The organism is Deltaproteobacteria bacterium (genome assembly GCA_021737785.1).
Lineage (GTDB): Bacteria > Desulfobacterota > DSM-4660 > Desulfatiglandales > Desulfatiglandaceae > AUK324.
On sequence record JAIPDI010000020.1, the window covers coordinates 35291 to 60221 of the forward strand.

At 51.6% G+C, this 24931-nt stretch carries 20 protein-coding genes and 1 riboswitch; all 20 genes read left to right on the forward strand.

Annotation, left to right across the window (positions count from 1 at the left end; genetic code table 11):
* The first annotated feature begins 29 nt into the window (after positions 1–29).
* The 20 genes from K9N21_11425 (at position 30) to K9N21_11520 (ending at position 24864) form a co-directional block, all read left to right on the forward strand.
* Complete coding sequence (locus K9N21_11425; protein MCF8144518.1) at positions 30–401, forward strand: hypothetical protein; 372 nt, start codon at positions 30–32, stop codon at positions 399–401.
* A gap of 43 nt (positions 402–444) precedes the next feature.
* Positions 445–1458 (forward strand): MtaA/CmuA family methyltransferase, encoded by a 1014-nt coding sequence (locus K9N21_11430; GenBank protein ID MCF8144519.1) that lies wholly within the window; start codon positions 445–447, stop codon positions 1456–1458.
* Positions 1459–2325: 867 nt separating this feature from the next.
* Positions 2326–4737 carry a GAF domain-containing protein gene (locus tag K9N21_11435; GenBank protein MCF8144520.1) on the forward strand — a complete coding sequence of 804 codons (2412 nt, stop codon included), beginning with the start codon at positions 2326–2328 and terminating at the stop codon, positions 4735–4737.
* A complete protein-coding gene (locus K9N21_11440) occupies positions 4734–6155 on the forward strand; it encodes a sigma-54 dependent transcriptional regulator (protein MCF8144521.1) in 1422 nt (473 codons plus the stop codon). Before K9N21_11435 ends, K9N21_11440 begins: the two co-directional genes overlap by 4 nt.
* A 279-nt stretch (positions 6156–6434) precedes the next feature.
* A riboswitch (cobalamin riboswitch) is annotated at positions 6435–6691 on the forward strand.
* A gap of 287 nt (positions 6692–6978) precedes the next feature.
* Positions 6979–7992, forward strand: a complete 1014-nt coding sequence (locus K9N21_11445) for an MtaA/CmuA family methyltransferase (GenBank protein MCF8144522.1) — start codon at positions 6979–6981, stop codon at positions 7990–7992.
* Positions 7993–8068: 76 nt separating this feature from the next.
* Positions 8069–8815, forward strand: coding sequence for a B12-binding domain-containing protein (locus tag K9N21_11450; GenBank protein MCF8144523.1), 747 nt, complete (start codon positions 8069–8071; stop codon positions 8813–8815).
* Between the two features lie 24 nt (positions 8816–8839).
* Positions 8840–9880 carry a GTP-binding protein gene (locus tag K9N21_11455; GenBank protein ID MCF8144524.1) on the forward strand — a complete coding sequence of 347 codons (1041 nt, stop codon included), beginning with the start codon at positions 8840–8842 and terminating at the stop codon, positions 9878–9880.
* A 152-nt stretch (positions 9881–10032) separates the two neighbouring features.
* Positions 10033–10563, forward strand: coding sequence for a transporter (locus K9N21_11460; protein MCF8144525.1), 531 nt, complete (start codon positions 10033–10035; stop codon positions 10561–10563).
* A gap of 148 nt (positions 10564–10711) precedes the next feature.
* Entirely contained in the window at positions 10712–12100 is a 1389-nt protein-coding gene (locus tag K9N21_11465; protein MCF8144526.1) for a sigma-54 dependent transcriptional regulator, read from the forward strand.
* Between the two features lie 292 nt (positions 12101–12392).
* Positions 12393–13772, forward strand: a complete 1380-nt coding sequence (locus K9N21_11470) for a methanol--corrinoid methyltransferase (protein ID MCF8144527.1) — start codon at positions 12393–12395, stop codon at positions 13770–13772.
* A 101-nt stretch (positions 13773–13873) separates the two neighbouring features.
* Complete coding sequence (locus tag K9N21_11475) at positions 13874–14152, forward strand: TIGR04076 family protein (GenBank protein MCF8144528.1); 279 nt, start codon at positions 13874–13876, stop codon at positions 14150–14152.
* A 37-nt stretch (positions 14153–14189) separates the two neighbouring features.
* On the forward strand, positions 14190–14402 hold the full coding sequence (locus tag K9N21_11480; protein ID MCF8144529.1) for a hypothetical protein: 213 nt from the start codon (positions 14190–14192) through the stop codon (positions 14400–14402).
* A 19-nt stretch (positions 14403–14421) separates the two neighbouring features.
* Positions 14422–16125: a methylamine methyltransferase corrinoid protein reductive activase gene (locus K9N21_11485; protein MCF8144530.1), complete on the forward strand. Its 1704-nt coding sequence runs from the start codon at positions 14422–14424 to the stop codon at positions 16123–16125.
* A gap of 34 nt (positions 16126–16159) precedes the next feature.
* Positions 16160–16747 (forward strand): hypothetical protein, encoded by a 588-nt coding sequence (locus K9N21_11490; protein ID MCF8144531.1) that lies wholly within the window; start codon positions 16160–16162, stop codon positions 16745–16747.
* Positions 16748–16999: 252 nt separating this feature from the next.
* Positions 17000–19042, forward strand: coding sequence for a PAS domain S-box protein (locus tag K9N21_11495; GenBank protein MCF8144532.1), 2043 nt, complete (start codon positions 17000–17002; stop codon positions 19040–19042).
* On the forward strand, positions 19032–19697 hold the full coding sequence (locus K9N21_11500) for a response regulator transcription factor (protein ID MCF8144533.1): 666 nt from the start codon (positions 19032–19034) through the stop codon (positions 19695–19697). The genes K9N21_11495 and K9N21_11500 overlap by 11 nt, the downstream gene beginning before the upstream one ends.
* Before the next feature lie 279 nt (positions 19698–19976).
* Entirely contained in the window at positions 19977–20927 is a 951-nt protein-coding gene (locus K9N21_11505) for a tetrahydromethanopterin S-methyltransferase subunit H (protein ID MCF8144534.1), read from the forward strand.
* A 52-nt stretch (positions 20928–20979) separates the two neighbouring features.
* A complete protein-coding gene (locus tag K9N21_11510; GenBank protein ID MCF8144535.1) occupies positions 20980–22035 on the forward strand; it encodes a methyltransferase in 1056 nt (351 codons plus the stop codon).
* Positions 22036–22061: 26 nt separating this feature from the next.
* Complete coding sequence (locus K9N21_11515) at positions 22062–22727, forward strand: corrinoid protein (GenBank protein ID MCF8144536.1); 666 nt, start codon at positions 22062–22064, stop codon at positions 22725–22727.
* Between the two features lie 79 nt (positions 22728–22806).
* Positions 22807–24864 carry an ASKHA domain-containing protein gene (locus K9N21_11520; GenBank protein MCF8144537.1) on the forward strand — a complete coding sequence of 686 codons (2058 nt, stop codon included), beginning with the start codon at positions 22807–22809 and terminating at the stop codon, positions 24862–24864.
* Positions 24865–24931 lie beyond the last annotated feature (67 nt).

Sequence of the window (24931 nt, forward strand, 5' to 3'; positions counted from 1 at the left end):
ACCTCCGGCACCTGATGGTGGATGATTGGATGGTGGGAACACCTGTGAGTCGGGAGACTGCGAATGGATCCGGCCGGGGGGACGGACCGGAAACCGTCCAGGTGATCGTGGATCCCGGTATCTGCGGCTTTGGCTGCACCATAAACGGATGGAAAAAAGGGAAACAGGTAAGCTTCGACATCCGGTCCGAGTGTGGTCAGATCAAAAAACTTACCGCAGACTTAAGACCGGTACAGATGAAAGACCTGTTTGTCCCTCTCACCAAGAGCCCGTTCTTCCTGTGTGCAGAGAAATCCAGATGCCATCTGGCATGCCCGATTCCCTCGGCTCTGGTCAAGACGGCCGAGGTGGTCCTTGGTCTGGCCCTTCCCAGAGATGCGACGATCCGGTTCTTGACATAAACGTGCGTTAACATTTTTCATGAGGAGGCGAAAAATGGCTGAAATGACCCTGAGAGAAAGATTCTGGAACCGTTTTATGGGGAAGGATGTGGACAAGACCCCATGCGGCAGCACCACCACCTATGGCGTCGTGGCCCTCATGGATGCCTGCGGGTATGCCAGGCCCCTTGCGGATACCGATCCGGTGGCCATGACCGAACTGGCCTATGCCGGACACAAATACGGCCAATTCGAATGGGTCAAGGCCATGGGATGGGATATCGTGGGCCTGAGCGAGGCCTTCGGATGCAAACTGGGGACCCCCCAGAAAGATATTCAATATTCCATCCATAGCCATCCCTATGCAGACAGCATCGAGAATATCGAGTTCCCGTCCGACTATCTGGAGCGGGGCCGGTTTCCGATGTTCAAGGAGCACTTCCGACTTCTTAAAGAAAAGGTGGGAGACGATCTGATCATATTCGGGGAGACAGAGGGTCCGTTCACCTGTGCCGCCAATCTGGTGGGCACGGAGCAGTACATGAAATGGATCTACAAAAAGCCCGAAAATGTGCACAGGGTCCTGGAAGTCACCAAGGAGGCGGCCATCGCCGCCATCAATTTTGCCTTTGACAACGGGGCCGACTATTATGTCCTGGCGGAACCGACTGCGGGCCCGGCACTCATCAGGTCGAAATTTTTTGAAAAATTTGTGCTTCCCGTGCTCAAAGAGGTGGTCACCCGCTCAAAAGGGCCGGTGGTGCTGCACGTGTGCGGCAATACGGATTCCATCATCGACCTCATGTGCGATACCGGGGTGGTGGGGATCAGCATCGAGGAAAAGGCGGATATGAAAAAGGCGGTGGAAATCGCCCATAAGAAAGGCACAAAGGTTTTCGGCAACGTGGCCACCGCAACCACCCTCTTCAGCGGAACGCCCGAGGCCGTATACCAGGAGGCCACCCAGGCCCTTGAGAACGGAACGGATTTTCTCTGCCCGGGGTGCGGAATCGCCCCGCCGTCCCCGCTGGAAAACCTGCTGCAGCTCAAAAAGGCCCGGGACGACTATTTCGCATAAGCGAAACCCACGTCTCTCAACCCCTGAAGCCTTCCCCTGTTCTTCAAAGAACGGGGGAAGGCTTTTTTGTGTGCTCATCACTTTTAGATCAAGCCTGATTCTATCGAAACAAACCACTCTTCGGGACAGATATCGGGTGGCATTCATACTGTGCTATAACAATTTTACCATTAGGACTATTGACAGGTTGGCATTTTTATCGTTCAATATTCAACATATATTATTATATATCATGTCAAAATAAACATGATTATGCCGGAGAAGAGATTATACAGGAGAAGTTCCGCGACAATGGGCCGGCAGAAGGTCGAGGTTGCGGGTTGCGAACCTTTTCGGGACGTGAGACTTCAGATCATTTAAAGATCGCTCACTCTGGTATTCCATATCTTATAACCTTTGCCTGTGCAAGGAGGCGACGCTATGCAAGTGAATTTCGCTTCAGAGACGGAAGTTGTTTTAGGAAAAGCGATTGAGTCGATCTGGAAGGCTTACAGCCTGGATGAACTCCTCGAAGCTTTCTTGTCCAACTTGCTCCACGTTGATCACGTGCGAAAGGCAGAAATCTCGCTATTCAACAAACAAAGAAACCTGTTCCCCGTAGCCAGTGCTGCGAATATAGGGCCAAGGGGGAAGGTGTATCAGGAGGTCAGGGTTGAAAGCTGGGTAATGGACTCTCCTGTTCTGCATTCCACCCGAAAAGTCAATCTGCCCAACATGCACTTTGCCCTTTCAATCCCCCTTTTGCAGGGCTCAGAGCCCCTGGGTTTTTTGCATATGGAGTTTGACCGAATTCCAACTTCTGCCAGTGATAAACTCCCCGTCTTCCATCTCCTCAGCCATCATCTTTCAATTAAAATAAGAGAAATAATGTTGACTGATGAGATCAAGGAGGCCAGAAGTGAATTGCAGGATGCGAGAACCGCCAACAGGGAGATGCTGCAACAGGTCACTTCGCTCAGCAAAGAGCTGTACGCTATTACCGCAATATCCACCAAGATAAACCAGTCAATGGAATTCCACAAAACCCTCGGGAAATCCATGACCAAGATCAGCGAGGTATTCAAGGCTTCAAGTATCGCCTTCTATATGAAGAGAGCAGGTTCCTCCGAACTGAAATTGTCCGATATGGAGGTGACGGACGACGCCCTTGACCCCAGACTCGTGAGAGGGCTCTTGAAACAGCTGGAGAAGAAGAAAGTTGTGCACGATATCGTTACCCTCGGCAGGCCATTGATAAAGGATTTGGAACTGATATTCAAAGAGGCAAAATTCGAAAAGGTGGCAGAAGGAGGGATCAGGACGTTGATCGGTGTTCCGTTAAATTCAAAGGAAACCAACATCGGCGCGTTGCTCCTTTTACATAAGTCAGCAGAGAACTTTACCCAAAGCAGTCTCAGATTGCTGTCCGGGATGGCCAATATTATGGGCATGGCCATCGAAAATATAAACCTCTACTGCCAGACCGAGCAGAAGAAGAAGGAGGCCGCATTCCTGGTCAACTCCATTGAGAGCTTCCATCAGACGCTCGATTTGAAAAGGACCCTGAAATCAGTAGCCGAGGAAGGGGCCAGGCTCACGGGTGACCAATACCAGGTTTATTTGTTTTGCAGAACCAGAGTTTCCATAGCGCAAGTCACATGCAGGACAGCTGAGGATAAAACGACCCTCAACTCGACCTTTTTCGAACATATCCAATCGGAAGAACTCAAGAAATTATACAACTATATGATGTCAAAGAACAAAGCTGTTTTGATCAGGAGTATCAATCATGCAAGGAAGATGGGAAAAGAGATGAGGGACTATCTTCAAGAGAGAGGCATCCATTCCTTGATAAGCGTACCCCTTACGTTAAAGGAAGAAACCCTGGGGTTACTTCTCCTGGGAAAGGAGAAATGTGAAAAATCGCTTGATCACAGCGATCTCTCTGTTGCTGAGGCCTTGGGGAGTGCGGCCACGGTTGCCATTCAGAACGCTCGAGCTTACACATCCAGTCTCGAGATGAGCGACTTTCTTGAAAGAAAGATCGCAGAAAAGACCAGTCAGATTGAACAGATACAAGAAACGCAGAGAATTCGAGTGGAACATCGGAAGGATATTATTTTCCGGGTCAACCGAAAAAACCGGTTTGTCTTTGTCAACAAGGCGATGGAAAAAATGACCGGAATCTCCAGGGAAGCGTTTTGTCGTGGCGATGTTTTGGCCGACGAAGTAGTTGTTGAGAAGGACCGTCCTCAGATACGAGAAGCCTTTGTGAAAGTCCTTAACAGTGAACTGGCAATGGTCAAGGATCTTGAGTATCGGCAACTCGCGATAGGGGGCGAAGACCGCATCATCTCCCTGACCATTTACCCGGAAAGGGATGCTGCCCACCGCATTATCGGGATTGAGGGGGTAGGGAGGGACATTACTCAAGAGAAAAAGCTGGCCGAAGAGCTAAAAAAAACGAGAGAATTAGCCCTGTTAGGTGAATTTTCTGCTGACATCGCTCACCAGATTAGAAACCCCCTGAGTAATATTCTCATGGGGAAAAAGCGGTTGGAAAGGGCCTTAAAACTGGACGTCCGCACTCAGGAGGCAGAGCAAGAACCTTGCAAAGAACCTGTTGCGTTCACATCTGGCCAAGAGAATTTGGCGGAGATCTTCGGAGATTTCTCAGAAGGAATCAGTAATCTAAATCAAATTGTCACCGAATTGCTGCAATATACCAAAACCCTGAAACTCACACGATCCTTTCAGCGAATCGATATTATCCTGGGGGAAGTCCTCAAGATGTTTGAGGACGTGATCAGGAAAAATAGGATAACGGTAAAAGAAGAGTATGACCCTGAGCTTCCACCACTTCAGATGGATGCCCTATTGATGGGGCAGGTATTTCAGAATGTGATTCACAATGCCATAGGAGCAATGCCGGGTGGGGGATGGCTTTTGACGCGAATTGGTTTTTGTTATGAAAGGCCCGGGTGCGCATTTATCTCGATCAGCGATTCTGGCGTCGGTATCAAGCCTTCTGAAATAGAAAATATCTTTCGCCCGTTTTATTCAACAAAGCCCTGCGGTGCCGGGCTGGGTTTGTCTCTGGCCTATCGCATTGTGGAGGCCCATAACGGCATCATACGGGTATGTCACAATCCATGCCCCAATCTTGCCCACAGGGCTTCTTCCGGGAATAGGGCAAATCGCAATCATCACGCAAGGGGAACTACCATACACATCCTCCTGCCTTTGGATACGACATCCGATGGAAAAACAGCAGAACCGGTTGGAGGTGATTTAGAATGAAACATCAAATACTTGTGGTTGATGACCAGATGTCGATTTGCCACCACATTCGCGCGATATTGGAAAACGAGGGGTATGGGGTAGGCATTGCCCACAGCGGTGATCATGCCTTAAGCACGTTGTCCTCTCAGTCCTACGACCTGTTATTGGCCGACATGAAGATGCCGGGGATGGATGGGCTGGAACTGTTTGAACAGGCCCGCAAGATGGACCCGAACATCTCAGGTATTATTGTAACAGCGTATGGCTCCATCTCCTCGGCGGTCCACTGTATCAAGCATGGAATAAGCGACTATCTGGTGAAGCCTTTTGAGCCGGAATCTTTGCTCATGGTTGTGGAAAAGGTCTTTAAAGAAAGAGAGATGATGCGGGAGATCGAAGATTTGAGAAAAGAGGTAACTCAAAAATACGCCTTCGGAAACATCATCGGCAAGAATCACAAGATGCAGGCTGTTTATAACCTGATCAAGAAGGTCTCCCCTACCGATGCCCGGGTTTTTATCTACGGCGAAACAGGCGTTGGCAAGGAGCTGGTGGCAAAGGCGATACATTTTAACAGTCTCAGAAAAAACAGGCCCTTTATCAGCATAAACTGCGGGGCATTGGCGGAGAGCCTGCTGGAGACCGAGCTGTTCGGGCATGAAAAGGGGGCCTTTACCGGTGCAATCCGTAAGAAGATGGGCAAATTCGAATACGCTCGAGGAGGAACCCTTTTTTTGGATGAGATCGGGGATATTTCGTCCAAGATGCAGGTAAAGCTGCTCAGGGTGCTTCAAGAAAAAATGCTGGAAAGGGTCGGGGGCAACGAGTCCATTGATGTGGATGTGAGGCTGCTTTCAGCCACTAATCAGGATATCGAGGAAAAGGTCGAATGTGGCAAATTCCGGGTGGAACTCTTTTATCGGCTCAACGTAGTTCCGATTCATATCCCCCCCTTGAGAGAACGGATCGAGGATATTCCGCTTCTGGTAAAACACTTTATGGAAATTTTTAACAAGAATATGAATAAAAATATCAAGCACTTTTCCATAAAAGCCATGCAACAATTGATGCAACATCACTGGCCGGGAAATGTTCGAGAACTGGAAAACGTCCTGGAAAGGGCCTTTGTTACGACAGATGCTGATACCATTGAGAGCGTCATTTTTTCTCTCGACAGCCGTAACATGCCATTTGGAGAAACCCCGTATAATGTAGATGTTGACATCCCTTATTTTTCAGCGCGATCCATCGTGCTCAGCCGATTCGAAAAGGCTTACCTTTTCGAAGCATTGAAGCGCTCTCAGGGAAATGTATCAAAAGCGGCTAAAGCAGTCGGGATGAACCAGCGTACTCTGTGGCGCAAGATCAACGCTTATGGATTTGATTGTGCGCGATTTAGGTCAGGATCTGACCCGCAGTCTTCTGTCACATCGTGACATTGCTGTCACTATAGTAACTTATTAAAATAATAGTGAATTTAAGAGCAAGGCCCTTTTTTCTGTTTTTTTGGGGCATTGATGACACAATATTCCTCCTGCAAATTGCCGGAATGCGCTGACTCAAAAGCTTTTTTCCACCTGCTTTTTCCTCTTGAATTCGGGTTCCCACGGTTGCCGATATTTTTGGCATTCAAATTGCAGCCTGTAAAGAAGAAAACAATCAAAAATTATACCTAAGCGTTATTTCTGAAGATAAGTACGCAAGCCCTAAACCGGGAAGGATAAAGGAATCTGCGTGTCTTCCCAGGTAGGGAAGATGGTGAAAAGCCATCGCTGCCCCGCAACTGTAAGCAGCAATCCCTTTCCTCCCTTCATATCGAGCGACATGGAAAGGGTTTTTGGGGTCTTCATTTTCCAAAAAGCGAAATCTGTACCAGGCCACTGTTCCACTGTAAAGGGTAAGCGGAATGGGAAGGCGCAGAGAGTAGATAAAGCTGCAAGCCAGGATACCTGCCCAACTGAGGATATGGGTTTTTCGAGGGCAAAGACCATATCCGCCTGCAAGATCTAAATTCTCACATTTACCGCTATAACTTTGAATGCCATCTCAATGTCGTTATGTAACGGAGCTATACTCCCCGTACATAATTGCAGAAGACGATGCATGTCGTGCTCCCATTTTGCATATGCAGTAGACGATACAGGCGCGAGGACCTCCGGGGTGTTCCAAATTAGTTGCCAATGACGCCGCTCTTTTCAGAGAGGTTCCGTATATGCAATAGCATCTCAAACCATATCTTTTACCAAAGGAGGAGTTCTAATGAATGGTAAAGAGCGAGTGATGGCTGTCTTGAATCATCAAAAGCCAGACAGAATGCCCTGTTTTGGGGCAAATTCCACCGTAACCTACGATCAGATGGAAAAGGTGCAGGCCTTTTGGCCTGAAGGCCACCAAAAGGGAGAGGTCATGGCAAAACAGGCACTGGCGGCATATACCGTGCTCGGTTTTGATGCGGTGAGGGTGCCATTCTGCCAGACATTCGAGGCGGTCGCCCTGGGATGCAAATACAAACCGGGAAAGAGTGTCGCAGGTGGCGAGGGCATCCCGGGAATTGAACATCCGCCCCCCTACAAATTGGATGATACCCCCATATATCCTGATGATTTTCTTACCAGGGGCTCGATACCGGAACTGATAAAGGCAGTCAAAATTCTCAAAAAAGAGGTGGGTGGTGAGGTACTCGTTGTGGCGGGGATCATCGGGCCCTTTACCATTGCGGGATCTCTTCTGGATGCGGTTCCCATCCTCAAGGCCACATTTAAGGCCCCTGACAAGATCCGGCCTTTTCTTGAGGTCGCAGAGAAGGCCGGCACCACCCTTGCGAAGGCGCTCATAGACGCGGGCGCCGACATCATCTCCTGTGAAGACATGACCGCATCGCCCGAACTCATTGCCCCAAAGACGTACAGAGATCTTGAATTGGAATATCAAAAAAGACAATTCGACGCCATCCACGTCCCCAAGATTTTGCACATTTGCGGCAACGTGGACGGCATTGTGGAATGGATGGGTCAGACCGGGGCAGACATACTGAGCCTGGAGCCCAAGGCCAGTGCCCGGCTTGCCCGGGAAAAATGCGGCCCGGACATTATTTTGATGGGGGGTGTGGATACCGCTACCACCCTTTTCATGAAAGATGCGGACACCGTGAGGCGGGGCTGCGAGGAGTCTATTGCCGACGGGATCCAGATCCTGGCCCCGGGCTGTGCGGTTGCGCCTGGCACCCCCACCGAAAACCTCCTGGCCATGGTGGAGGTGGCCAAGGCCCATTAGCTGCATAAAGGATATGAGTGGCTTCTGCCGGAGCCGATTTATACATCTTAAACAGGGGAAAAGGAAGGAGGCCAAAATGAGATATTTAGATGATTTTTCTAATATTTTCAAGCGCTACGATCTCGACCTTGAGGTCCATGGAGAAGCAAGGGAAGTTTCGAAAGATGCCACCTTGCAGGCGATCGCCAAATTCGTTGTGGAGGGGAACGATGAGGGGATCCTGGCGGCCGTCCAGAAGGCCCTGGAGACAAAATCGCCTCTCGACGTTATCAACGATGCCTTGATCGCAGGTATGAACGAGGTGAGCCGTCTGTGGGATGAAGGGATCTATTTCCTTCCTCAGGTCATCCTCTCGGCAGACGCGATGAGTATTGGAATTGCCGAGTGTGAGAAAAAAATGGGTAAGGCCATGGAGAGGAAGTCCACTGTAGTCACCCATACGGCCGAGGGAGATATCCACGACATCGGACAGGTTATTGCCAACGCCCTGCTCAATGCCAATGGCTATAATGTTGTGAACCTCGGCGCTGATGTCCCGGTTGAAAAAGTGGTTGCCGCGTGCAAGGAACACAGGCCTGTGATGGTCACCGGCACCGCCCTGATGACCACCACCATGACGGCATTTCCCAAGATCGCCCATCAGCTCCAGTCTGTCGGCCTGAATATCCCCTTTATCTGCGGCGGGGGAGCGGTCTGCGAGGAATACGTTACCAGTTACCCCCTGGGCATCTGGGGCAAAGAGTGCAGCCAGGCGCCGGGAATGGCCGAGGACGCCACAGAGGGCGAGAGTTGGGAAGCCATGCGCGCTAAATGGAACGGGTAGAACACAAAGGAAGGATTACAGGGAATGATCGTTGATATCGTCTTTGGGTTTTTGGGCTCCGGCAAGACCACTTTTATCACCAAGGCACTCGAGAAGTGGGGCGCAGAGGAAAAAATTGTTGTTCTGGTCAATGAATTTGGAGAGGTGGGCATAGACGGTGAGCTGCTGACAGGCAAAGGCGGCGATGTGGTGGAGATGCCCAGCGGGTGTATATGCTGCACGCTTCAGGAGGATTTCAGGGCACAAATGCTTGAAATCAGCGAGACCATCAAACCTGACAGGGTCATCGTAGAGCCCACCGGTGTGGCTACGATCGCGCAAGTCCGGTTCATCGTGGAGGCTGAACTCTTCGAGAATATCATTGATAAGATCAATAATATCCTGATCGCTGATGCCACCGGTTTTATGGGCCTGTATAAGGCCAACCGTCACTTTGTGGAATCGCAGGTCAGAAACGCCCAGCTCGCCCTTCTGAACAAGTGCGACAGGGTCGATAAGAGGAAGGCCATGGTTACCCAGGGGGCCTTATCGGCGATCAATCCCGAAATGACAGTCTTGATGACCGAATTCGGGGCAGTGGATTGGGCCGAGTATCAGTTTGCCCTGTCGACCGCCCCAAGTTTCCAAAAATGGGTGTCGAAAGCGGACGATAGCCACATAACAGGTGAGGGGGGCGAAAGGTCTATCCATCACCATGAAGCACATCCCCACAAAGAGGGTGAGCTGCATGTCCATTTCAATGAAGAGGAGGATGAACTGGGGTATGAGTCCTTTGGTTGTGTCTACCGCGATCAATCCTTTGATCAAGGGGCGCTGGAAGGGCTTTTCCAACAACTCAAGGCCTCCAACTCGGGGATGGGAGATATTGTCAGGGCCAAAGGGATATTCAGGGTTTCTGATGGGTGGATGTTGATGGAAGTGGCATCCGGTGAGTTCTCATCCCAGCCGCTCAGACAATCCGCTGGAACCAAGGTTTCCATCATCGGCAAGGGCCTGGACCGGGAATTGATCGGATCTGCTCTTGAGAGTTGTATGTCGGTAGAAGACGTGATCAAGACCCCATAACATGAAACCGTGAACCTCAACAATATGACATGGAGGCAAGTAGATCAAGACCAGAGGTGATATCATTTTGAAACTTAGGACGTAGGCGCTTTAGTTGGTTACCGCCACGGGACCTGACAACTGTCGAACCGCCAGGAAAGGAGGAAAGGAAAATGGTAGAATCCACACTTATGGCCATCAGTCTCATGTGGTTGCCCGTGGGATTGTTGCTTTTGGGTATAGGAGAAGCCAAGGGAACGGGCGCCCTTGTCATCATGGTGGGCGCCCTTGTGCTGGTATCTGCGGTCATTCAGGCGGCCGTGTTTAGAGACCCTTGGATTGCCGCCCTCCTTTTTGCATATGGGCTGTTTTATGCCATCGTCGGTTATTCATTATTCGCAGGGCTGGAGAACCTGAAGGCAGCGGGCAACGCCAGTTTCACCCTGATTCCGATCTCCATCGTATATGTGATACTCGCCCTTACAGGGGGACCGGTCCTGGAAGGCGGCAAGCAGTTGATCGGCAAGAGCAATTTCCTGGCCCTGGCCTGCGCCGGTTACACGGTGCTTTATGTTATGGTCTGGCTCAATGCATACGGCAAATTCTCTGCAAAGACCTTGGGCGTGTCACTTATCATATGGACCGTCGTGGGTCTTTGGCTTCCCTCCTTTTGGCTTCTGGCCACGGGTACGTTGCCGTTTTAGGGTAGGGTATTAGGGGGATTTTCAGTTACGGTCCCAACCCAGAGGAATACAAGAAATATCCTGTTCTGGTCCGCCTTCAAGCGCTTCTAAGTGATTCTAAGCCGGACCTGGGTTTTTCGCTGTCGTCATCTCATTCATGAGTTGAAAAATGACACAAGACACGGACAGAAACAAGCCGATCATACTTATCGTTGACGACCAGTACAGGACCTTCCGCCCCTTACTCCGCCTCATATCACAGGACCTGTTTTCGCCCATCTGGGCGCCGGATGCAAAGGACGGGTTGAAAATTCTGACAAATCACTCCGGTGGCGTGCAAGTCATCATCATTGATCTGAAATCTTCCGGTATGGGAGGCGGGGGATTTCTGCACCAGGCCAGGCAGATTGCCCCTCATGCGGCCATCCTGATCACTGCCCCGCTAGGGCCGTTTTTGTATCAACATGGGGCCTTTTATGATTTTTCAGGACCCAGTCTGAAAGCGGATATCAATGCTGTTCTGTCGAGCATTGTGGAGAAAATGGGCGCAGGAAACGGGGCCTCTGCAAGCAAAGGTTCGCCGCACGAATGGAAAGAGCGCTTTGGCGTCATCATCGGTCGAAGCAAAGGAATCAACGAAATCTATCAGCTCATCGAAAAGCTGAGGAGTTCTTCTGCCACGGTGATGATCCAGGGGGAGAGCGGCACGGGAAAGGAACTGGTGGCCCAAACGATCCACCAGACCAGCTCCAGAAACGATCGTCCCTTTGTGGCCATTAACTGCGGGGCCATCCCCGAAAATTTGATGGAGAGCGAACTGTTCGGGCATGAGCGAGGGGCCTTTACCACGGCCGTTCAGCAGAGGAAGGGGAAATTTGAGGCAGCCCACGGCGGCACTCTTTTCCTGGACGAAATCGGTGAACTGGACAGGGACCTGCAGGTCAAGCTTTTAAGGGTCCTGCAGGAGAAGGAATTCCAACGGGTGGGTGGGAACAGGTCATACGAGACGGATGTGCGTATTATCGCCGCCACCAGTAAGGATCTGAGAAGCGCTGTTGAGGCCGGGCATTTCCGGGATGATCTTTTCTACCGCCTCAATGTGGTCCCTATTCATATCCCGCCCTTAAGGGAGAGGCGGGAGGATATCCCCTTGTTGCTGGATCATTTTTTCCACAAGATCTCCCGAGAAATGGACCGGTCCGTCCCCCTGATCACCGAAGGGGCGCTAAGCCTTTTGCTGGATTACTCCTACCATGGCAATGTCCGGGAACTGACCAATATCGTGGAACGGCTTCTCGTTACCTGCCCCAATGGAAAAATTACGCACCAGGATCTCCCTGACGAGGTGCGTGGGGAAGCGGAATTGGGACAAGGCCCTGCCGAAAGGTTGAAAAATCTGCAGGAGCCCGGAGTCTCTTTGCAGGAAATAGAAAAGGAACTCATTCTGAAAACCCTTAAGATGACCTCCTGGAACAAGGCGGCCACCGCCAGAATGTTAGGGATTACCCGGCGGCTTCTTTATCTTCGGCTATCGCAGTACGGCCTCTCTCCCCCATGAGAATGTCACCTCGGGTTACACGAAAAAGGGAAAGTGTACCCGGAGGTGACAGGGCGGCGTCGCATGCATGAATGCGCTGGGTTGAAGGAAAATAAAGCAAGCAAAATCAAATTGTTATACGATTCAACGATAACTGCTTTGGCACATCAATTGCAAAATCTATGGAAGCAGGATAAGCGGGGTGAACCCAATTCGGCGGTTTGGAGGGAGGTGAAAAGGGGAGGTATTCGGATAGGGGAGAGAGAAGATGGTTGCTCAATGTAGTTTTCATATTTGAGAAAGGGGGATAAAAATGGCACGAAAAGCGATAACAAAAATGGCGTATGCCAGCGGTGCGGAAATGATGTTCGGCACTGCCAAAACTCCGGTGACCACCAAGAGGGGGATCGAGGTTGGGGGAGGGTATGTCCATCCCCATATCGTCCCACACCCCAGGCCGGGCAGTGAAAAGACCATGAAGACCCTGTTGAGGGAATATGAAAAGGCCAATGGGGACGCCCTGGAGAGAATGACCATTGTGGGTCACCCCACCCTTTATCTGGAAAATGAGCATATCTTCCAGATGACCCACAATCCCAAATGGGGCGGGGAGATCGCTGCCCAGACCGCCAAGCAGATGGACGACTATCTGGAGAAATATGGGCTCAAGGCCGCTTATCAATCCACACCGGCCGATCTGCGCAAACCCGACATGCATCATATGCGGACCAGCGACTACACCATGGAGATCCTTGAGAGCTTTAAAGAGGTCTCCAAATACGCGGATACCTGTTGCATCGAATCCATGGGGGGCAAGGAGATCTTCGACCATGCCATTATCCGTAATGACATCACCGGTATCCTTTTTGGGATTGGTGTCTTGGGTTCGATCGATATGGAGTGGATGTGGGACCAGATCGTGGAGATCTGCAAGAAGAACAAGTGTATTCCCGGCGGAGACACCAACTGTTCCGAGGCCAACACCGCCATGTTCATGGCCGGCGGTATGACCTCCAAGGACGTGCCCCATGTCATGGCCGCCTTAGCCAGGGCCATCTGTGCCGGCAGGAGCATGGTAGCCGTTGAATGCGGGGCCACCGGACCGACCAAGGATTGCGCCTATGAGAATCCCATTGTCAAGGCCATGACCGGGGTTCCGGTCGCCACCGAGGGAAAGGCCAGCGCCTGCGGCCATTCCGATCTTGCCAGCAATCTCATTATGGCGGTGTGTGACCTGTGGAGCAACGAGGCCGTGGAATACCACGACATGTTCGGCGCCACCACCACGTCGGTCTTTGCGGAGATCCTGGGCTATGACTGCGCCATACTCAACACGGCCCTTGAATTGGGTTACCAGGAACAGATGAAGGAAATCCTGGTCAACTCCGACATGTACAGGGATTCGCACAGCCTGATCCTGGCCCCGGACAATGCGTGGGAGATAGGCAACGCCATTGTCAGCAACAGGTCCAAGGGTTACTATGAAAGTGCAAGGGCTGCGGCCATCAAGGCGGGCGAGATTATTCTGGGTGATCCCAAGATGAAGCTGACCGCCCTTGAGAAGAATGCCCTTGACAAGGCCATGAAGGACTTGGAGGGCCTGCCGGATACCCAGGCAAACTTTATTGATATGTGCCTGGATAGATACAAAGGCGTCAACGGCTTTAACCCGGATTCCTATGGGCTAAAATAAGACTAACCGTTTGATTTGGGAGGGTGTAGCATGCTGTTTTAAATGCCCAGCAATGCCCTCCCTTTTTTGATAGAGAGCACCGTATACTGAAAGGAGGGGTGATGGCAATAACTTATCCAAAAATTGGCAACCAGGTGGTGGCAAAGATCATTGAAACAAAGGGTGACTGCACCATCGGCATGAAGGTGGGAGATGAATTTGATTTGGATATCCACAAGTGTGGTAACTTTTGCGGGTATTTCTATCATAATATCTTTAATTGGGTAAGTACCCTCCAGCTTGGTGGGACGTTCCCGCTCGGTGAAGATCCCGACATTCAGTACTGGGACTGCCCAAACCCCAATAATAGGGTAAAGATTGAACTGAAACGAGTAAAATGATTTAGGTGGAATCGGACTGCCCATCAGAGATAGCGGGATGATTGCGTGCACGCGGTGCGGCCAGTGGCATACGGATGCGGAGAAGGCATTGGGGAGAAGACTCTCCTGCACCGAGGTCAAGGCATACTGGGCGGGAATAAGACGCGAGCACATTCGACTGTATGGCCATCGTGCCCAGATTACGACCGACGATTCGGATAATTGGATATGTTATACATGTAAACGAAGGCTGCAAGGGATGGACGAGTAAGGAGGGATAAAAAAACCAAATGGCGACATTAGGCATTGCCTTGGACCTTGGCACCAGCGGCTTTCGCGGACATGCCATCGATCTCGATCAAGACGGAATTATTTTATCTACTGCGGTGACCACCCGTCATCCCCTCCCCGGGGCCAATGTCATCGACCATCTTCATTTTGCCTTGGAGGTCGGTCTGGACTGGGCCCACCAAGTGGTGGTGGATGCCGTAAATCAGGTCATCGACAACCTGAGGATCGATAAGAATGAAGTGGTGCGACTGGCCGTTTGCGGCAATCCCATCCAGCTTTCTCTTTTTCAGGAGATTGAGTTCAGGGACCTGGCCTATGCGGGGAAACGCAAACTGGAATCCCTGGGAGTCGTTTCTCCCAAGAGGGATGCGCAGATTGTAAAGGCCCCGGATATCCGAGGCCTTGATCTACCTTCCGATGCGGATATCCTGATCCCGCCGGCGGTTCGCCACGAGATCGGCGCCGATGCCCTGGCCATGATGATACAGACCGGCATGCTGAAAAAGGACGAGATTGCCATTGTCACAGACTACGGCACCAACGCGGAGATGGCCCTCATTCACAGGGAGACGGTGTATACCGGTTCCACAGCGGCGGGCCCGGCCCTTGAAGGCCAGCAGATCGAGGATGGCCTCCTGGCGCTTCCGGGCGCCATATCAGATGTCGAATTCCAGCGGCAGGAAGAGGCTGTCGCAGCGGTGGGTTTCAAACGGGTTGAGAGCGATGACCAGGCCGAGAAGGGTTACTTGAAGACCTACGTTCTCGATAAAGAGATGATGCCGCGTCCTGGAGATACGGTGGACCCAACCACCGGGAGTCTATTGGAAAAGGGAGAATTGGAGGCCGTTGGCATTACAGGGACCGGGGTTGTTGCCCTGCTAAGCCAGGGGATAAACGCCAGACTCATCCATATCCCCCGGATCAATACCCCAGACATGGAAATCCATCTACCCAATGGAATCAAATTCACGGAAAACGATCTCATAGAGGCCGGAAAGGCCATCGGCTCAGTCAGGGCAGGTCACATCACCCTTTGTGAAGAGGCGGGCATCCAAATTGAAGACATCGAAACCGCCTATATGTCAGGGGCCTCCGGCACCTATGTGGACGCCCTCAAGGCCCAGCAAATCGGGATGATTCCCGCGAGGGTAAAGAAGATCTATCAAGTGGGAAATACCTCTTTGGCCATGGCCAGGGACATGGTCAGGGACGAGGAAAACCTCTGGCACATGAAGCAGGTGGCCGATGAACTGAGACAGCATCACTGCATGTTTGCGGAATCCAAGGTCTTTGAAAAGGTGTACATCCTGGAGCTATCATACTGGACAGAGGGGATGCCTTTTGAGCAATACCAAAAGTTTTTGAAAAGATACGGGCTTCCCGCCTTGAAAGAAGTGACCGAGCTGCCTGAAGTCATCAAGACCGTGGAAAAGGATATCCCCGATCTGGGGGTCATGGGACTCGAGATTATTCCCGATATCGGACAGCGAAAGACCATTTACTTTGAAGGGTGTATAGGCGATGGGGCATGCATTGATGACTGCCAGGAAAAGGCCCTTGAAATGGAAGAACAGGACGGCAATTTTGGAATAACAATCAATCTGGCGCTGTGTGACGGGGTGGCCTGTAGGAGATGTGAAAGGGCGTGCGGTGAAAAGGTATTTGACCTGATCAATCTGATAACGGCTGAGGTCCGGATTTAGCAGAAAAAGGGTGTACCGCATAGGTGAATCGAGCATGGACAAAAGCGTGGCAGACGCGGTGCTGATATCAGCCTTGAAGAATGCGAAGGGGATCGTTGAAGTAAGTCCCTTTTTATTCGAAGATCGCCAGAAAATTTTAGATATTGAGCAGGATGCCGAAAACAGGTCCTTGATGGGGTTGGGGAAGGTGGTCAACACCGGAGTGAGGGAGGTCCTGATGTGCGATTATATATATATCGCCCTCAATAATATGGACTTTGACTGGGGTTGCCATGCCACGCTTGTGCTCATAAAGGACGGTGAAGTCGTTGGGGAAGAGGTTCGCGATGAGGGAGTCATTGCCACGCTGAGAAATAAGAAAAATGTCTGGTTTATGCACAGGAACTTTGTTGTTTACAAGGACAAGATCAATTTTCCCCAGGATATCATGAAAAAAATCTGCCATTTTGAGATCCCATGGCTCCCGGCAGAGTGGTGTACCGTGGAAAATGGCACATTCCAATGTCACTCTATTATCTATGGCAATCCTTCCACCCCTTCAGACGTTTTCTTAAAGGACCAATATTTCGGAGGGTTGGACGAAAGGGGCCTGGGTACGATTCTCGTCGGCGTGAAAATGTAGGAGGCAAACAAATTGGGTGATATCTCTGAAATGGCCCTTGTATGTGAAAAGGACGTTTCTTATTTGCCGCACGTTTTAACCCGGGACGTGTTGGGTGGATCCTGGAAACACCTTCAATGTCGCGAGCTTTTCCGCCCTCACTTCAAAGACAGACATGTCGCTTGCTATGGCTCATCCAATTCCTCAGGCCATGTACGCTGCGGATCGAGTTATCCCCATAAATTTGGACAATGCCTTGCCTGCCCGGTTTTCATGCCGAATGCTGAAAACGATTCGCTCGATCGGAATCATGTTGTTTTTGATGAAGCGGAAAATTTCGGCTGCCATCTTCTCAAGGCTGCCTTTCAAAAGGAGAGAGATCTTCTCCAGATCCTGGACAATCTCCCCGACGGTCTTTTCACATGGGACAAAGAGGGCAACATAAATTACTTTAACACCGCAGCAGAGCGAATAGCAGGGATCTCAGCCTCAGATGCCCTGGGGCTTCACTGCAAGGAGATATTCAAAGAGACAACCTGCCAAACAGGCTGCACGCACAACAAAGGCGGCCAGAAGGGGAAACACAACTACAATAAGGAATTTGTAGCGACAACGTTAACGGGCCGAACCATTACGATTACCTCCAGCATCTCCGTGTTGAAGGATCATCATGGCAACGTCATGGGAGGCGTACAGGTCTTTAAGGACACCTCGGACCGTAAGCGGTTAGAGGATGATCTGAGGCTTTCCGAAAACAAGTACCGTCGCATTTTTGAAGGCTCAAAGGACATGATCTTCATTACGTCAAAGGAGGGTTCGATCAGAGATGTGAACCAGGCCGCCTTGGATTTGTTGGGTTACGGGAGCAAGGAAGAGTTGCTGTCACTCTTTTCCGTGGAAGATGTATATGATACCCCGATGCATTGGCACGTGTTCAAGAAACAGATTGATCGTTATGGATTTGTGAAAGATTTTGAGGCGGGATTTAAGCGAAAGGACGGAACCCGCATGCATTGCCTGTTAAGCGGGAACGCCGTGAGAGGGGAAACCGGGGAGATTATCGGGTACGAAGGAATCGTGAAGGATATCACAGCAAGGATGGATGCCATCCGAAATCTGCAACAGCGGCACAGGGAACTTTCTCTTTTGAATGCCGTGGCACTTGCCATGAATGCCACTCAAGACCTGGACTATATCCTTATGACTGCCCTTCAAAACGTTTTGGATGTCTTGAATCTTACCTCCGGGGGTATCTTTCTGATCGATCATGCAGCTTCCGCTTTTCCCCTCGGCGTTCAGAAAGGCTTATCCGACTGGGTGAGTAATCATGCCTACGAGCTCGTCCTCCATGATCAGGCCCTCATGAGGGCCTTGCTTAAAAAGGGCCTCTCTCTTGAACCCAAGTCCAATTTCCCCGCCTTTTCCGCTGACTTGAATGTTGCAGAACTTCGAGGGAAGCCATCCTCACTTCGGCTTACCTGCTTTTTAATCACCGCAAGAGAAAAGGCGTCGGGATTGATTGCCCTACATGTCCCATCAAGCAGAGATCTCACTGAACAGGATTTTCATCTGCTTGGATCTCTTGGGAATTTCTTGGGCGGAGCTATTGAAAACACCCGGCTAATCCGGACCGTTCATAAACACCGGGAGGAACTTAAAGGACTGACCTCGAAGCTGTTTCAGTCACAAGAGATGGAGCGCAGGCGGATTGCACGAGAACTGCACGACGAAGCAGGGCAGGCCTTAACGGGAATCAATTTCACCATGGAAACCATCGAGAAGTCTGCGCTCCTAGACCCGGACCTTGTGAAAGGGCTTATCTCTGATGTTAAGAAGCAGATTAACCGGACCTACCAGGAAATGCGCCGCTTATCTTACAGACTTCATCCGCCTCTCTTGAGTGACCTGGGATTGGAGCCGGCACTTGACGCCTACTTGACACGTATTTCCAAACACTCTCAACTGAATATCGAATTCAAAATGGTCGGTTTTGAAGAACGCCTGGATCGTGAGACCGAAACAGTCCTCTATAGGCTTTCCCAAGAGGCACTTACCAATACGTTGAAGCATGCGAATGCAGAGAATTTTAGACTTTCGATCATCAAAAGCTACCCCCATATCATTTTCGCGGCAGAGGATGACGGATCAGGATTTGATTGCGACGAAGTCACTCGGAATAACAATACATTGGGCCTGTTGTCCATGAGAGAACGGGCATCCATGTTAGGCGGGGAATTTTCTCTCCGTTCTTCAAAAGGGAAAGGTACGCGCCTTAGAATCGGAATCCCCATCAACGGGTCTTCCCATGCTCGATAAAACCATTAGTCTTTTTCTCGCGGATGATCACACCATTGTTCGGCAGGGCCTGGTAAAGCTCCTGGAGGGAGAAACCGATCTGCGAGTGGTGGGAGAGGCAGAAAACGGGCGGGAAGCAGTTGAGAAAGTCGAGAAGTTAAAGCCCAATGTCGTGTTGATGGATATCGCGATGCCTTTGTTAAATGGGATTGAAGCCACTCGGCAAATCAGGAAGGTCTGCCCTCAGACCAAGGTCATCGTCCTTTCCATGCACTCCCACGACCGTTACATCAGCGAGCTGTTCAGCCTTGGTGCATCAGGGTATCTGCTCAAGAACTCCACCGGCATTGACATTATCAACGCCATCCACGCGGCACTCAAGGGAGAGACCTACCTGAGTCCATCCATATCACACAAGGTTATTGAAGATTACGTTTCCCTCAAGAGAAAGTCACCTCAGGAGGATCTCTACAACAGCCTTTCCAATCGGGAGAGAGAAGTCTTTCAAATGATTGCCGAGGGCCGTTCCACCAGGGAGATCTCTGAGATTCTTTACGTCAGTCCGAGCACAGTCAAGACCCATCGCAGTAACATCATGGAAAAGCTCAACATGGATAATATTTCACAATTAATACAGTTTGCCATTTACCTCGGTATTGTTGAAATCCAAGCCTGAGCAGTTTGATCAGCATTGCAGCAAAAATAGACCTTATTATACCAGAAAACCATCCCGTGGACTATAGCATTCGGCGCGAGCTTCAGCTATGGTCTCTAATAAGAGACCTGTGGAAGGCTGTTTTACGTTAGCACGCCGGATCATCCTAACTGCGGTTAGAGCCGTTGAAAATCCAGCCGTCTCGGACGATCCGAAGCTCCAAGACGTCTCTGAACTGTGTGATAGACGGCGAAGAGGTTCGTTCACTGATAATCATTGGTATAGGACGGAGGGAGGCATATGTTTCATTTTGAGAGGGAACAAAAGGTGTGTCAGGTAGGGGGGGTGAAGTTTGGAGGACAGCCGGGAAGCTATCCCACCGTGGTGTGTTCATCCATCTTTCAAAAGGGAGACAAGGTCTTCGAGGGAAAGAGAAAGGAGGGTTTCGATGAAAAGAGGGGAGAGGAACTTCTGAAAACTCAGGACCGATTGTGGAGCGAGACAGGAGTCCCTGGAATGGCGGATGTGGTCGCCAACAGCGAAGAGGAATTCAAGCGGTACATTGACTTCATCACCTCTGTCAGCGACATGCCTTTTTGCGTGGATGCCTGGAAGCTGAAACCCAAGCTGGCCGGGGCCGCCTACTGCGCGGAAAAGGGGCTCCTGGACCGGATGTTTTACAACAGCCTGACCGTATGGGAAGAGGAACTGGAGACAGAGGTCAGAGAGATCCATGGGATGGGCGTCAAGCATGTCCTCCTGGTGGCATTTGATATGGAAGACCAGCTGCCCAAGGGGCGGATCACCGGGACCCAGAAGCTCCTTGATGCCATGGAAAAAGTGGGCGCCACCTTCGACAGCATCTTTGTGGACACCTCTGTGATGAACGGCCCGGCGGTGGCCTTTTGTGGCCTTGCCAACCGGATGATCAAGGAGAAATGGGGCTTTCCCACGGGGAGCGCCCCCTCCAATGGGTCGTATATGTGGAAAAAGGCAAAAGAGCTGTGGGGATTCAAAGGCTGGGCTGCCGTAGATGCGGGCCTGGAATCGCTGGCGGCCTTTCTGTACCATGACATGATCTTCTCCGGTCCTATGGCCGGGGCTTCCAGGGTATTCCCGGCCATTGCCATGGCCGATGCCTTTACGGCCGCTGCGGCCTTTGCCGAGACAAAAAGGCTGCCAGAGGACCAGAACCATCCGCTCTTCAAGCTGTTCCCGGAATTTGTGGATCAGCTCAGGACGGTGGGATAATTCCCCATACCCTGAGGACAACCGAACCCTTCAGAAGAAAGGAGATTTTCTAATGGCGGAACTGACCCCAAAGGAGCGCGTACTCAGGCTGCTGCGCAAAGAGCCGATCGATACCATGCCTTTTTTCAGCGGCATGGGAATGGTGTTGATGCCCGGCATCAAGAAGGCCGGGTACAATTTTCCAACCATCCACACAGATGCCGAAAGGATGGCCATGTCCGCGGTCTGGACCGCAAGACTCATGGAATTTGATTGTGTGGTGATTCCCTACGACATGACCATGGAATCGGAGGCCATCGGCAACGAGATCAGTTTATACGAAGAGTCTGAGGACATCCTGTATCCCACCATACCGGAAAAAAGATGGAAGACGATGGACGAGGTCGTGATCCCTGACAACATCGTGGAACGAGGGAGGCTCCCCCTGATTCCCAAGGCCATCGCGATCATCAAACGAGAGGCCCCGGAGTTGCCCATCGGTTGCTGGCAACTGGGTCCCTTCACCCAGGCAGGGCAGATGCTTGAGCTGGATATGATCCTGAAGGGTGTATTCAAGCAAAAACAAAAGGTGGAAGAGACCCTGGACAAGATTACGGAGATGATCATCAAGATCGGGAAGTTCCTCCAGGCATCCGGGTGTGATTATATCACCCTCCGAGAGCCGGGGGTCGCCGCTGATCTCCTGAACCCCCGCACCTTCCGGGACATGATCAAACCGCGGCTGACCCGTATCCTGGATTCCTGGAAATCCCCCAAGATCCTCCATATCTGCGGGGATACCAACCCTCTCATCGAGATGATGAGCGAATGCCATGCGGATGGACTCACCGTGGACATCAAGAACAATATGGCAGAATCCAGGAAAAAGCTGGGTAATGGGGTATTGCTCATGGGAAACCTGGACACCTACAAAATCACCTGCGATGAGACTACAACCAAAGAACAGGCCATCGAGGCCGTGAAACAGACCATCGACAATGGGGCGGACGCGATCATGCCGGGATGCGACATGTGGCCGCCGGTCATCGAAGAAAACACCCGGGCCTGTGTGGAGACGACCCATACCTATGGCCGAAAGCCGAGTCCTGCGGTGGGAAGGCTTTCATAGGGAAACCGAGAAAGGAGTGTACGAACATGGCAACCCAAGAAGAACTGCACAATCGGTTGAGCGACGGAGTGGTGGAGTATGACGAGGAGGCTGTGAGGAGTGCTGCGCAACAGGTGGTAGAAGAAGGATACGATCCCCTTGAGGCCATTATGGACGGGCTCGCCGCCGGCATGGTGATTGTGGGGGATCTCTATGATCGAAACGAGTACTTTGTCCCTGAGGTGCTCATGTGTGCGGATGCCCTGTATGCGGGGCTGGATATCCTCAGACCCCTGGTGCCCAAGGAGGGCAGCTCCACGAAGGGGCAGGTGGTCATCGGCACGGTCCAGGGGGATGTACACGATATCGGCAAGAACCTGGTCAAGATGATGTTTGACGTTGGGGGGTTTACGGTTCATGACCTGGGCAGAGACGTTCCCCTAGAGAAGTTCGTGGAAGAGCAATTGCGAACCGATTCAGAGATTGTGGCAATGTCTGCCATGATGACGACCACTATGCTCGGGATGAAAAAGGTGATTCAGATGATCAAAGAGAAGAATCCCAACGTGGCTATCATGCTGGGAGGTGCCCCCATTACCAAAGATGTGGTGAGTCTTTTCGGGGCGGACGGCTATGCCGAATCTGCCGGAAATGCGGTTACCGAGGGCATCAAGATGATCGGTCGTTTGCGAGAACTTCAGAAGAAGAAATAGGATGGAGATGTCGTCCCCCCGGGATAGGGCAAAACCGGGGACGTTTACCCGCTTACGAATGAAATAAGGAGAAGTTCTGATGGTTGATAATCAAGCGATGGTCATTTTTCAGCCTTCGGGCCGGAGGGGGAAGGTGGAAAAGGGGCTGACCCTGATCGAGGCATCGAGACGTCTGGGTGTGGATATAGAAAGCTTGTGCGGCGAAAAGAAAAAGTGCGGTAAATGTATTGTCCGAATTGAAGAAGGATATTTTGAAAAATTCGGGATTGATTCGAAGAAAGGACATGTGAGCCCATGGCAGGAAGAGGAAGAAAAATTCATCAACGCCGAGAAAAAGGCGGACGGCTACCGCCTCGGTTGTGTGGCGAGGGTGGAAGGGGATGTGCTGGTTTTTGTTCCGGAAGAATCGAGGGCAGGTAAACAGGTGGTGAGCAAGGCCGCACGGGATATCCCTATCCGACATGATCCCGCAGTGAAGAGCTATTATGTAGAGGTGGAAAGGCCGACCTTTGAAGAGCCTACGGGCGATTTTGAGCGGGTGTGCAAGGAATTGGAACGTCTGCACGGGCTGAGACATCTTAGGATTGACATTCATGCCCTGAGGGAACTATCCGCCATCCTTCGGGAAGGGGATTGGAAGGTGACCGTGAGCGTATGGATGGATCAGGAGGTCATACGGGTTCGGCCGGGCAGATGTGAAGATTATTATGGTCTGGCCATTGATATCGGCACCACCACCGTGGCCGGTTATTTCTGCAACCTGAACACCATGCAGGTGATAGACACGGTCTCCCTCATGAACCCCCAGTGCAAGTACGGGGAGGACGTGATGGCGCGGATCACGTTTCACATGACCACGCCGGATGGTCTCGAAAGGATGAGCGCCGATATCGTCGAGGGTCTCAACTGGCTCATTGGCGAGGCCATCAAGGGGACCCATCCCCCTCAAAAAAAGGTGAAGAAAAAAAAGGGCGATGAGGGGCCTGAGGAATGGATCGAGGCCCCGGAAGAGGGCAAGGCGTACCTGCGCCTTTCCCGGGAGGATATCGAGGATGTGACCATTGTGGGCAATACGGCCATGCACCATATTTTGCTCCGGTTGAATCCGGAATATGTTGGCCTGGCCCCGTTCCCCCCTGCCATCCACCACAGCCTGGACATCAAGGCCCGGGATTTGGCTATTGAAGTGAACCGGGCGGCCTATGTGCACGTGCTGCCCAATGAGGCGGGATTTGTGGGCGCGGATAATGTGGGCGTCCTCATTGCTGAGGCCCCCTACAAGTCCGAAGAGCTCCAGTTGATCATTGACATCGGGACCAACGGGGAGTTGGTCCTCGGGAACAAACACAAGCTCATCTCCTCGTCCTGTGCCACAGGGCCGGCCCTGGAGGGGGCGCAGCTGGCCTTCGGGATGCGGGCGGCCCCCGGGGCTATAGAACGGATCAAGATTGACCCTGAAACCCACGAAGTGGACTACAAGGTCATTGGACGCGATGCCTGGCGCGGCTTTTCCGAGCCCAAGGAGATGAAGGCCAAGGGGATTTGCGGTTCCGGAATCCTGGATGTGCTGGCAGAACTGTATCGCACCGGGATTATCACAAAGAGTGGCGTCTTCAGTAAGAAACAGAAATCCAACCGGTTCAGAAGGAACGCAGACAGCAAACAGCCGGAATTCGTCCTTGCCTGGGCCGAAGAGGCCAGCATTGGAAGGGATATCGTCATTACCCAGAAGGATGTGCGTCAGATCCAGCTGGCCAAAGGGGCCCTCCACTGCGGCTGCAAACTGATGATGCGGCGCATGGGGATTGACAAGGTGGATGCGGTCAAGATCGCCGGGGCCTTCGGGACCCATGTGGACCGGGAAAAGGCCCTCATCATGGGGCTCTTCCCGGATGTTGAGATCGCCAAAATAATCGGCGTCGGCAATGCCGCCGGAGACGGTGCAAGGGCGGCCCTGCTGGACCGGGAAAAGCGGGTGGAGGCCAATTGGGTATCCCGGAACGTGGAATACATCGAGCTGACGGTGGAAAAGAACTTTCAGCAGGAATTTATGGAGGCCATGCAGATCCCCCACATGAAGGACGAGTTTCCTCATCTGGAAGGACTGGTGCCGGAGGAGATCCTTCATCAGAAATAGCGCAGTGTATTTTCCTGGACATATCTCTCTTTCCCCTTCGTGTCATGGGGGGAATCCGAGACAGAAG

Excerpts from the sequence above, each read along its gene's own strand:
- K9N21_11425 (MCF8144518.1), top strand. The coding sequence starts at position 30 with ATGGTGGGAACACCTGTGAGTCGGGAGACTGCGAATGGATCCGGCCGG.
- K9N21_11430 (MCF8144519.1), top strand. The coding sequence starts at position 445 with ATGACCCTGAGAGAAAGATTCTGGAACCGTTTTATGGGGAAGGATGTG.
- K9N21_11435 (MCF8144520.1), top strand. The coding sequence starts at position 2,326 with ATGTTGACTGATGAGATCAAGGAGGCCAGAAGTGAATTGCAGGATGCG.
- K9N21_11440 (MCF8144521.1), top strand. The coding sequence starts at position 4,734 with ATGAAACATCAAATACTTGTGGTTGATGACCAGATGTCGATTTGCCAC.
- K9N21_11445 (MCF8144522.1), top strand. The coding sequence starts at position 6,979 with ATGAATGGTAAAGAGCGAGTGATGGCTGTCTTGAATCATCAAAAGCCA.
- K9N21_11450 (MCF8144523.1), top strand. The coding sequence starts at position 8,069 with ATGAGATATTTAGATGATTTTTCTAATATTTTCAAGCGCTACGATCTC.
- K9N21_11455 (MCF8144524.1), top strand. The coding sequence starts at position 8,840 with ATGATCGTTGATATCGTCTTTGGGTTTTTGGGCTCCGGCAAGACCACT.
- K9N21_11460 (MCF8144525.1), top strand. The coding sequence starts at position 10,033 with ATGGTAGAATCCACACTTATGGCCATCAGTCTCATGTGGTTGCCCGTG.
- K9N21_11465 (MCF8144526.1), top strand. The coding sequence starts at position 10,712 with ATGACACAAGACACGGACAGAAACAAGCCGATCATACTTATCGTTGAC.
- K9N21_11470 (MCF8144527.1), top strand. The coding sequence starts at position 12,393 with ATGGCACGAAAAGCGATAACAAAAATGGCGTATGCCAGCGGTGCGGAA.
- K9N21_11475 (MCF8144528.1), top strand. The coding sequence starts at position 13,874 with ATGGCAATAACTTATCCAAAAATTGGCAACCAGGTGGTGGCAAAGATC.
- K9N21_11480 (MCF8144529.1), top strand. The coding sequence starts at position 14,190 with ATGATTGCGTGCACGCGGTGCGGCCAGTGGCATACGGATGCGGAGAAG.
- K9N21_11485 (MCF8144530.1), top strand. The coding sequence starts at position 14,422 with ATGGCGACATTAGGCATTGCCTTGGACCTTGGCACCAGCGGCTTTCGC.
- K9N21_11490 (MCF8144531.1), top strand. The coding sequence starts at position 16,160 with ATGGACAAAAGCGTGGCAGACGCGGTGCTGATATCAGCCTTGAAGAAT.
- K9N21_11495 (MCF8144532.1), top strand. The coding sequence starts at position 17,000 with ATGCCGAATGCTGAAAACGATTCGCTCGATCGGAATCATGTTGTTTTT.
- K9N21_11500 (MCF8144533.1), top strand. The coding sequence starts at position 19,032 with ATGCTCGATAAAACCATTAGTCTTTTTCTCGCGGATGATCACACCATT.
- K9N21_11505 (MCF8144534.1), top strand. The coding sequence starts at position 19,977 with ATGTTTCATTTTGAGAGGGAACAAAAGGTGTGTCAGGTAGGGGGGGTG.
- K9N21_11510 (MCF8144535.1), top strand. The coding sequence starts at position 20,980 with ATGGCGGAACTGACCCCAAAGGAGCGCGTACTCAGGCTGCTGCGCAAA.
- K9N21_11515 (MCF8144536.1), top strand. The coding sequence starts at position 22,062 with ATGGCAACCCAAGAAGAACTGCACAATCGGTTGAGCGACGGAGTGGTG.
- K9N21_11520 (MCF8144537.1), top strand. The coding sequence starts at position 22,807 with ATGGTTGATAATCAAGCGATGGTCATTTTTCAGCCTTCGGGCCGGAGG.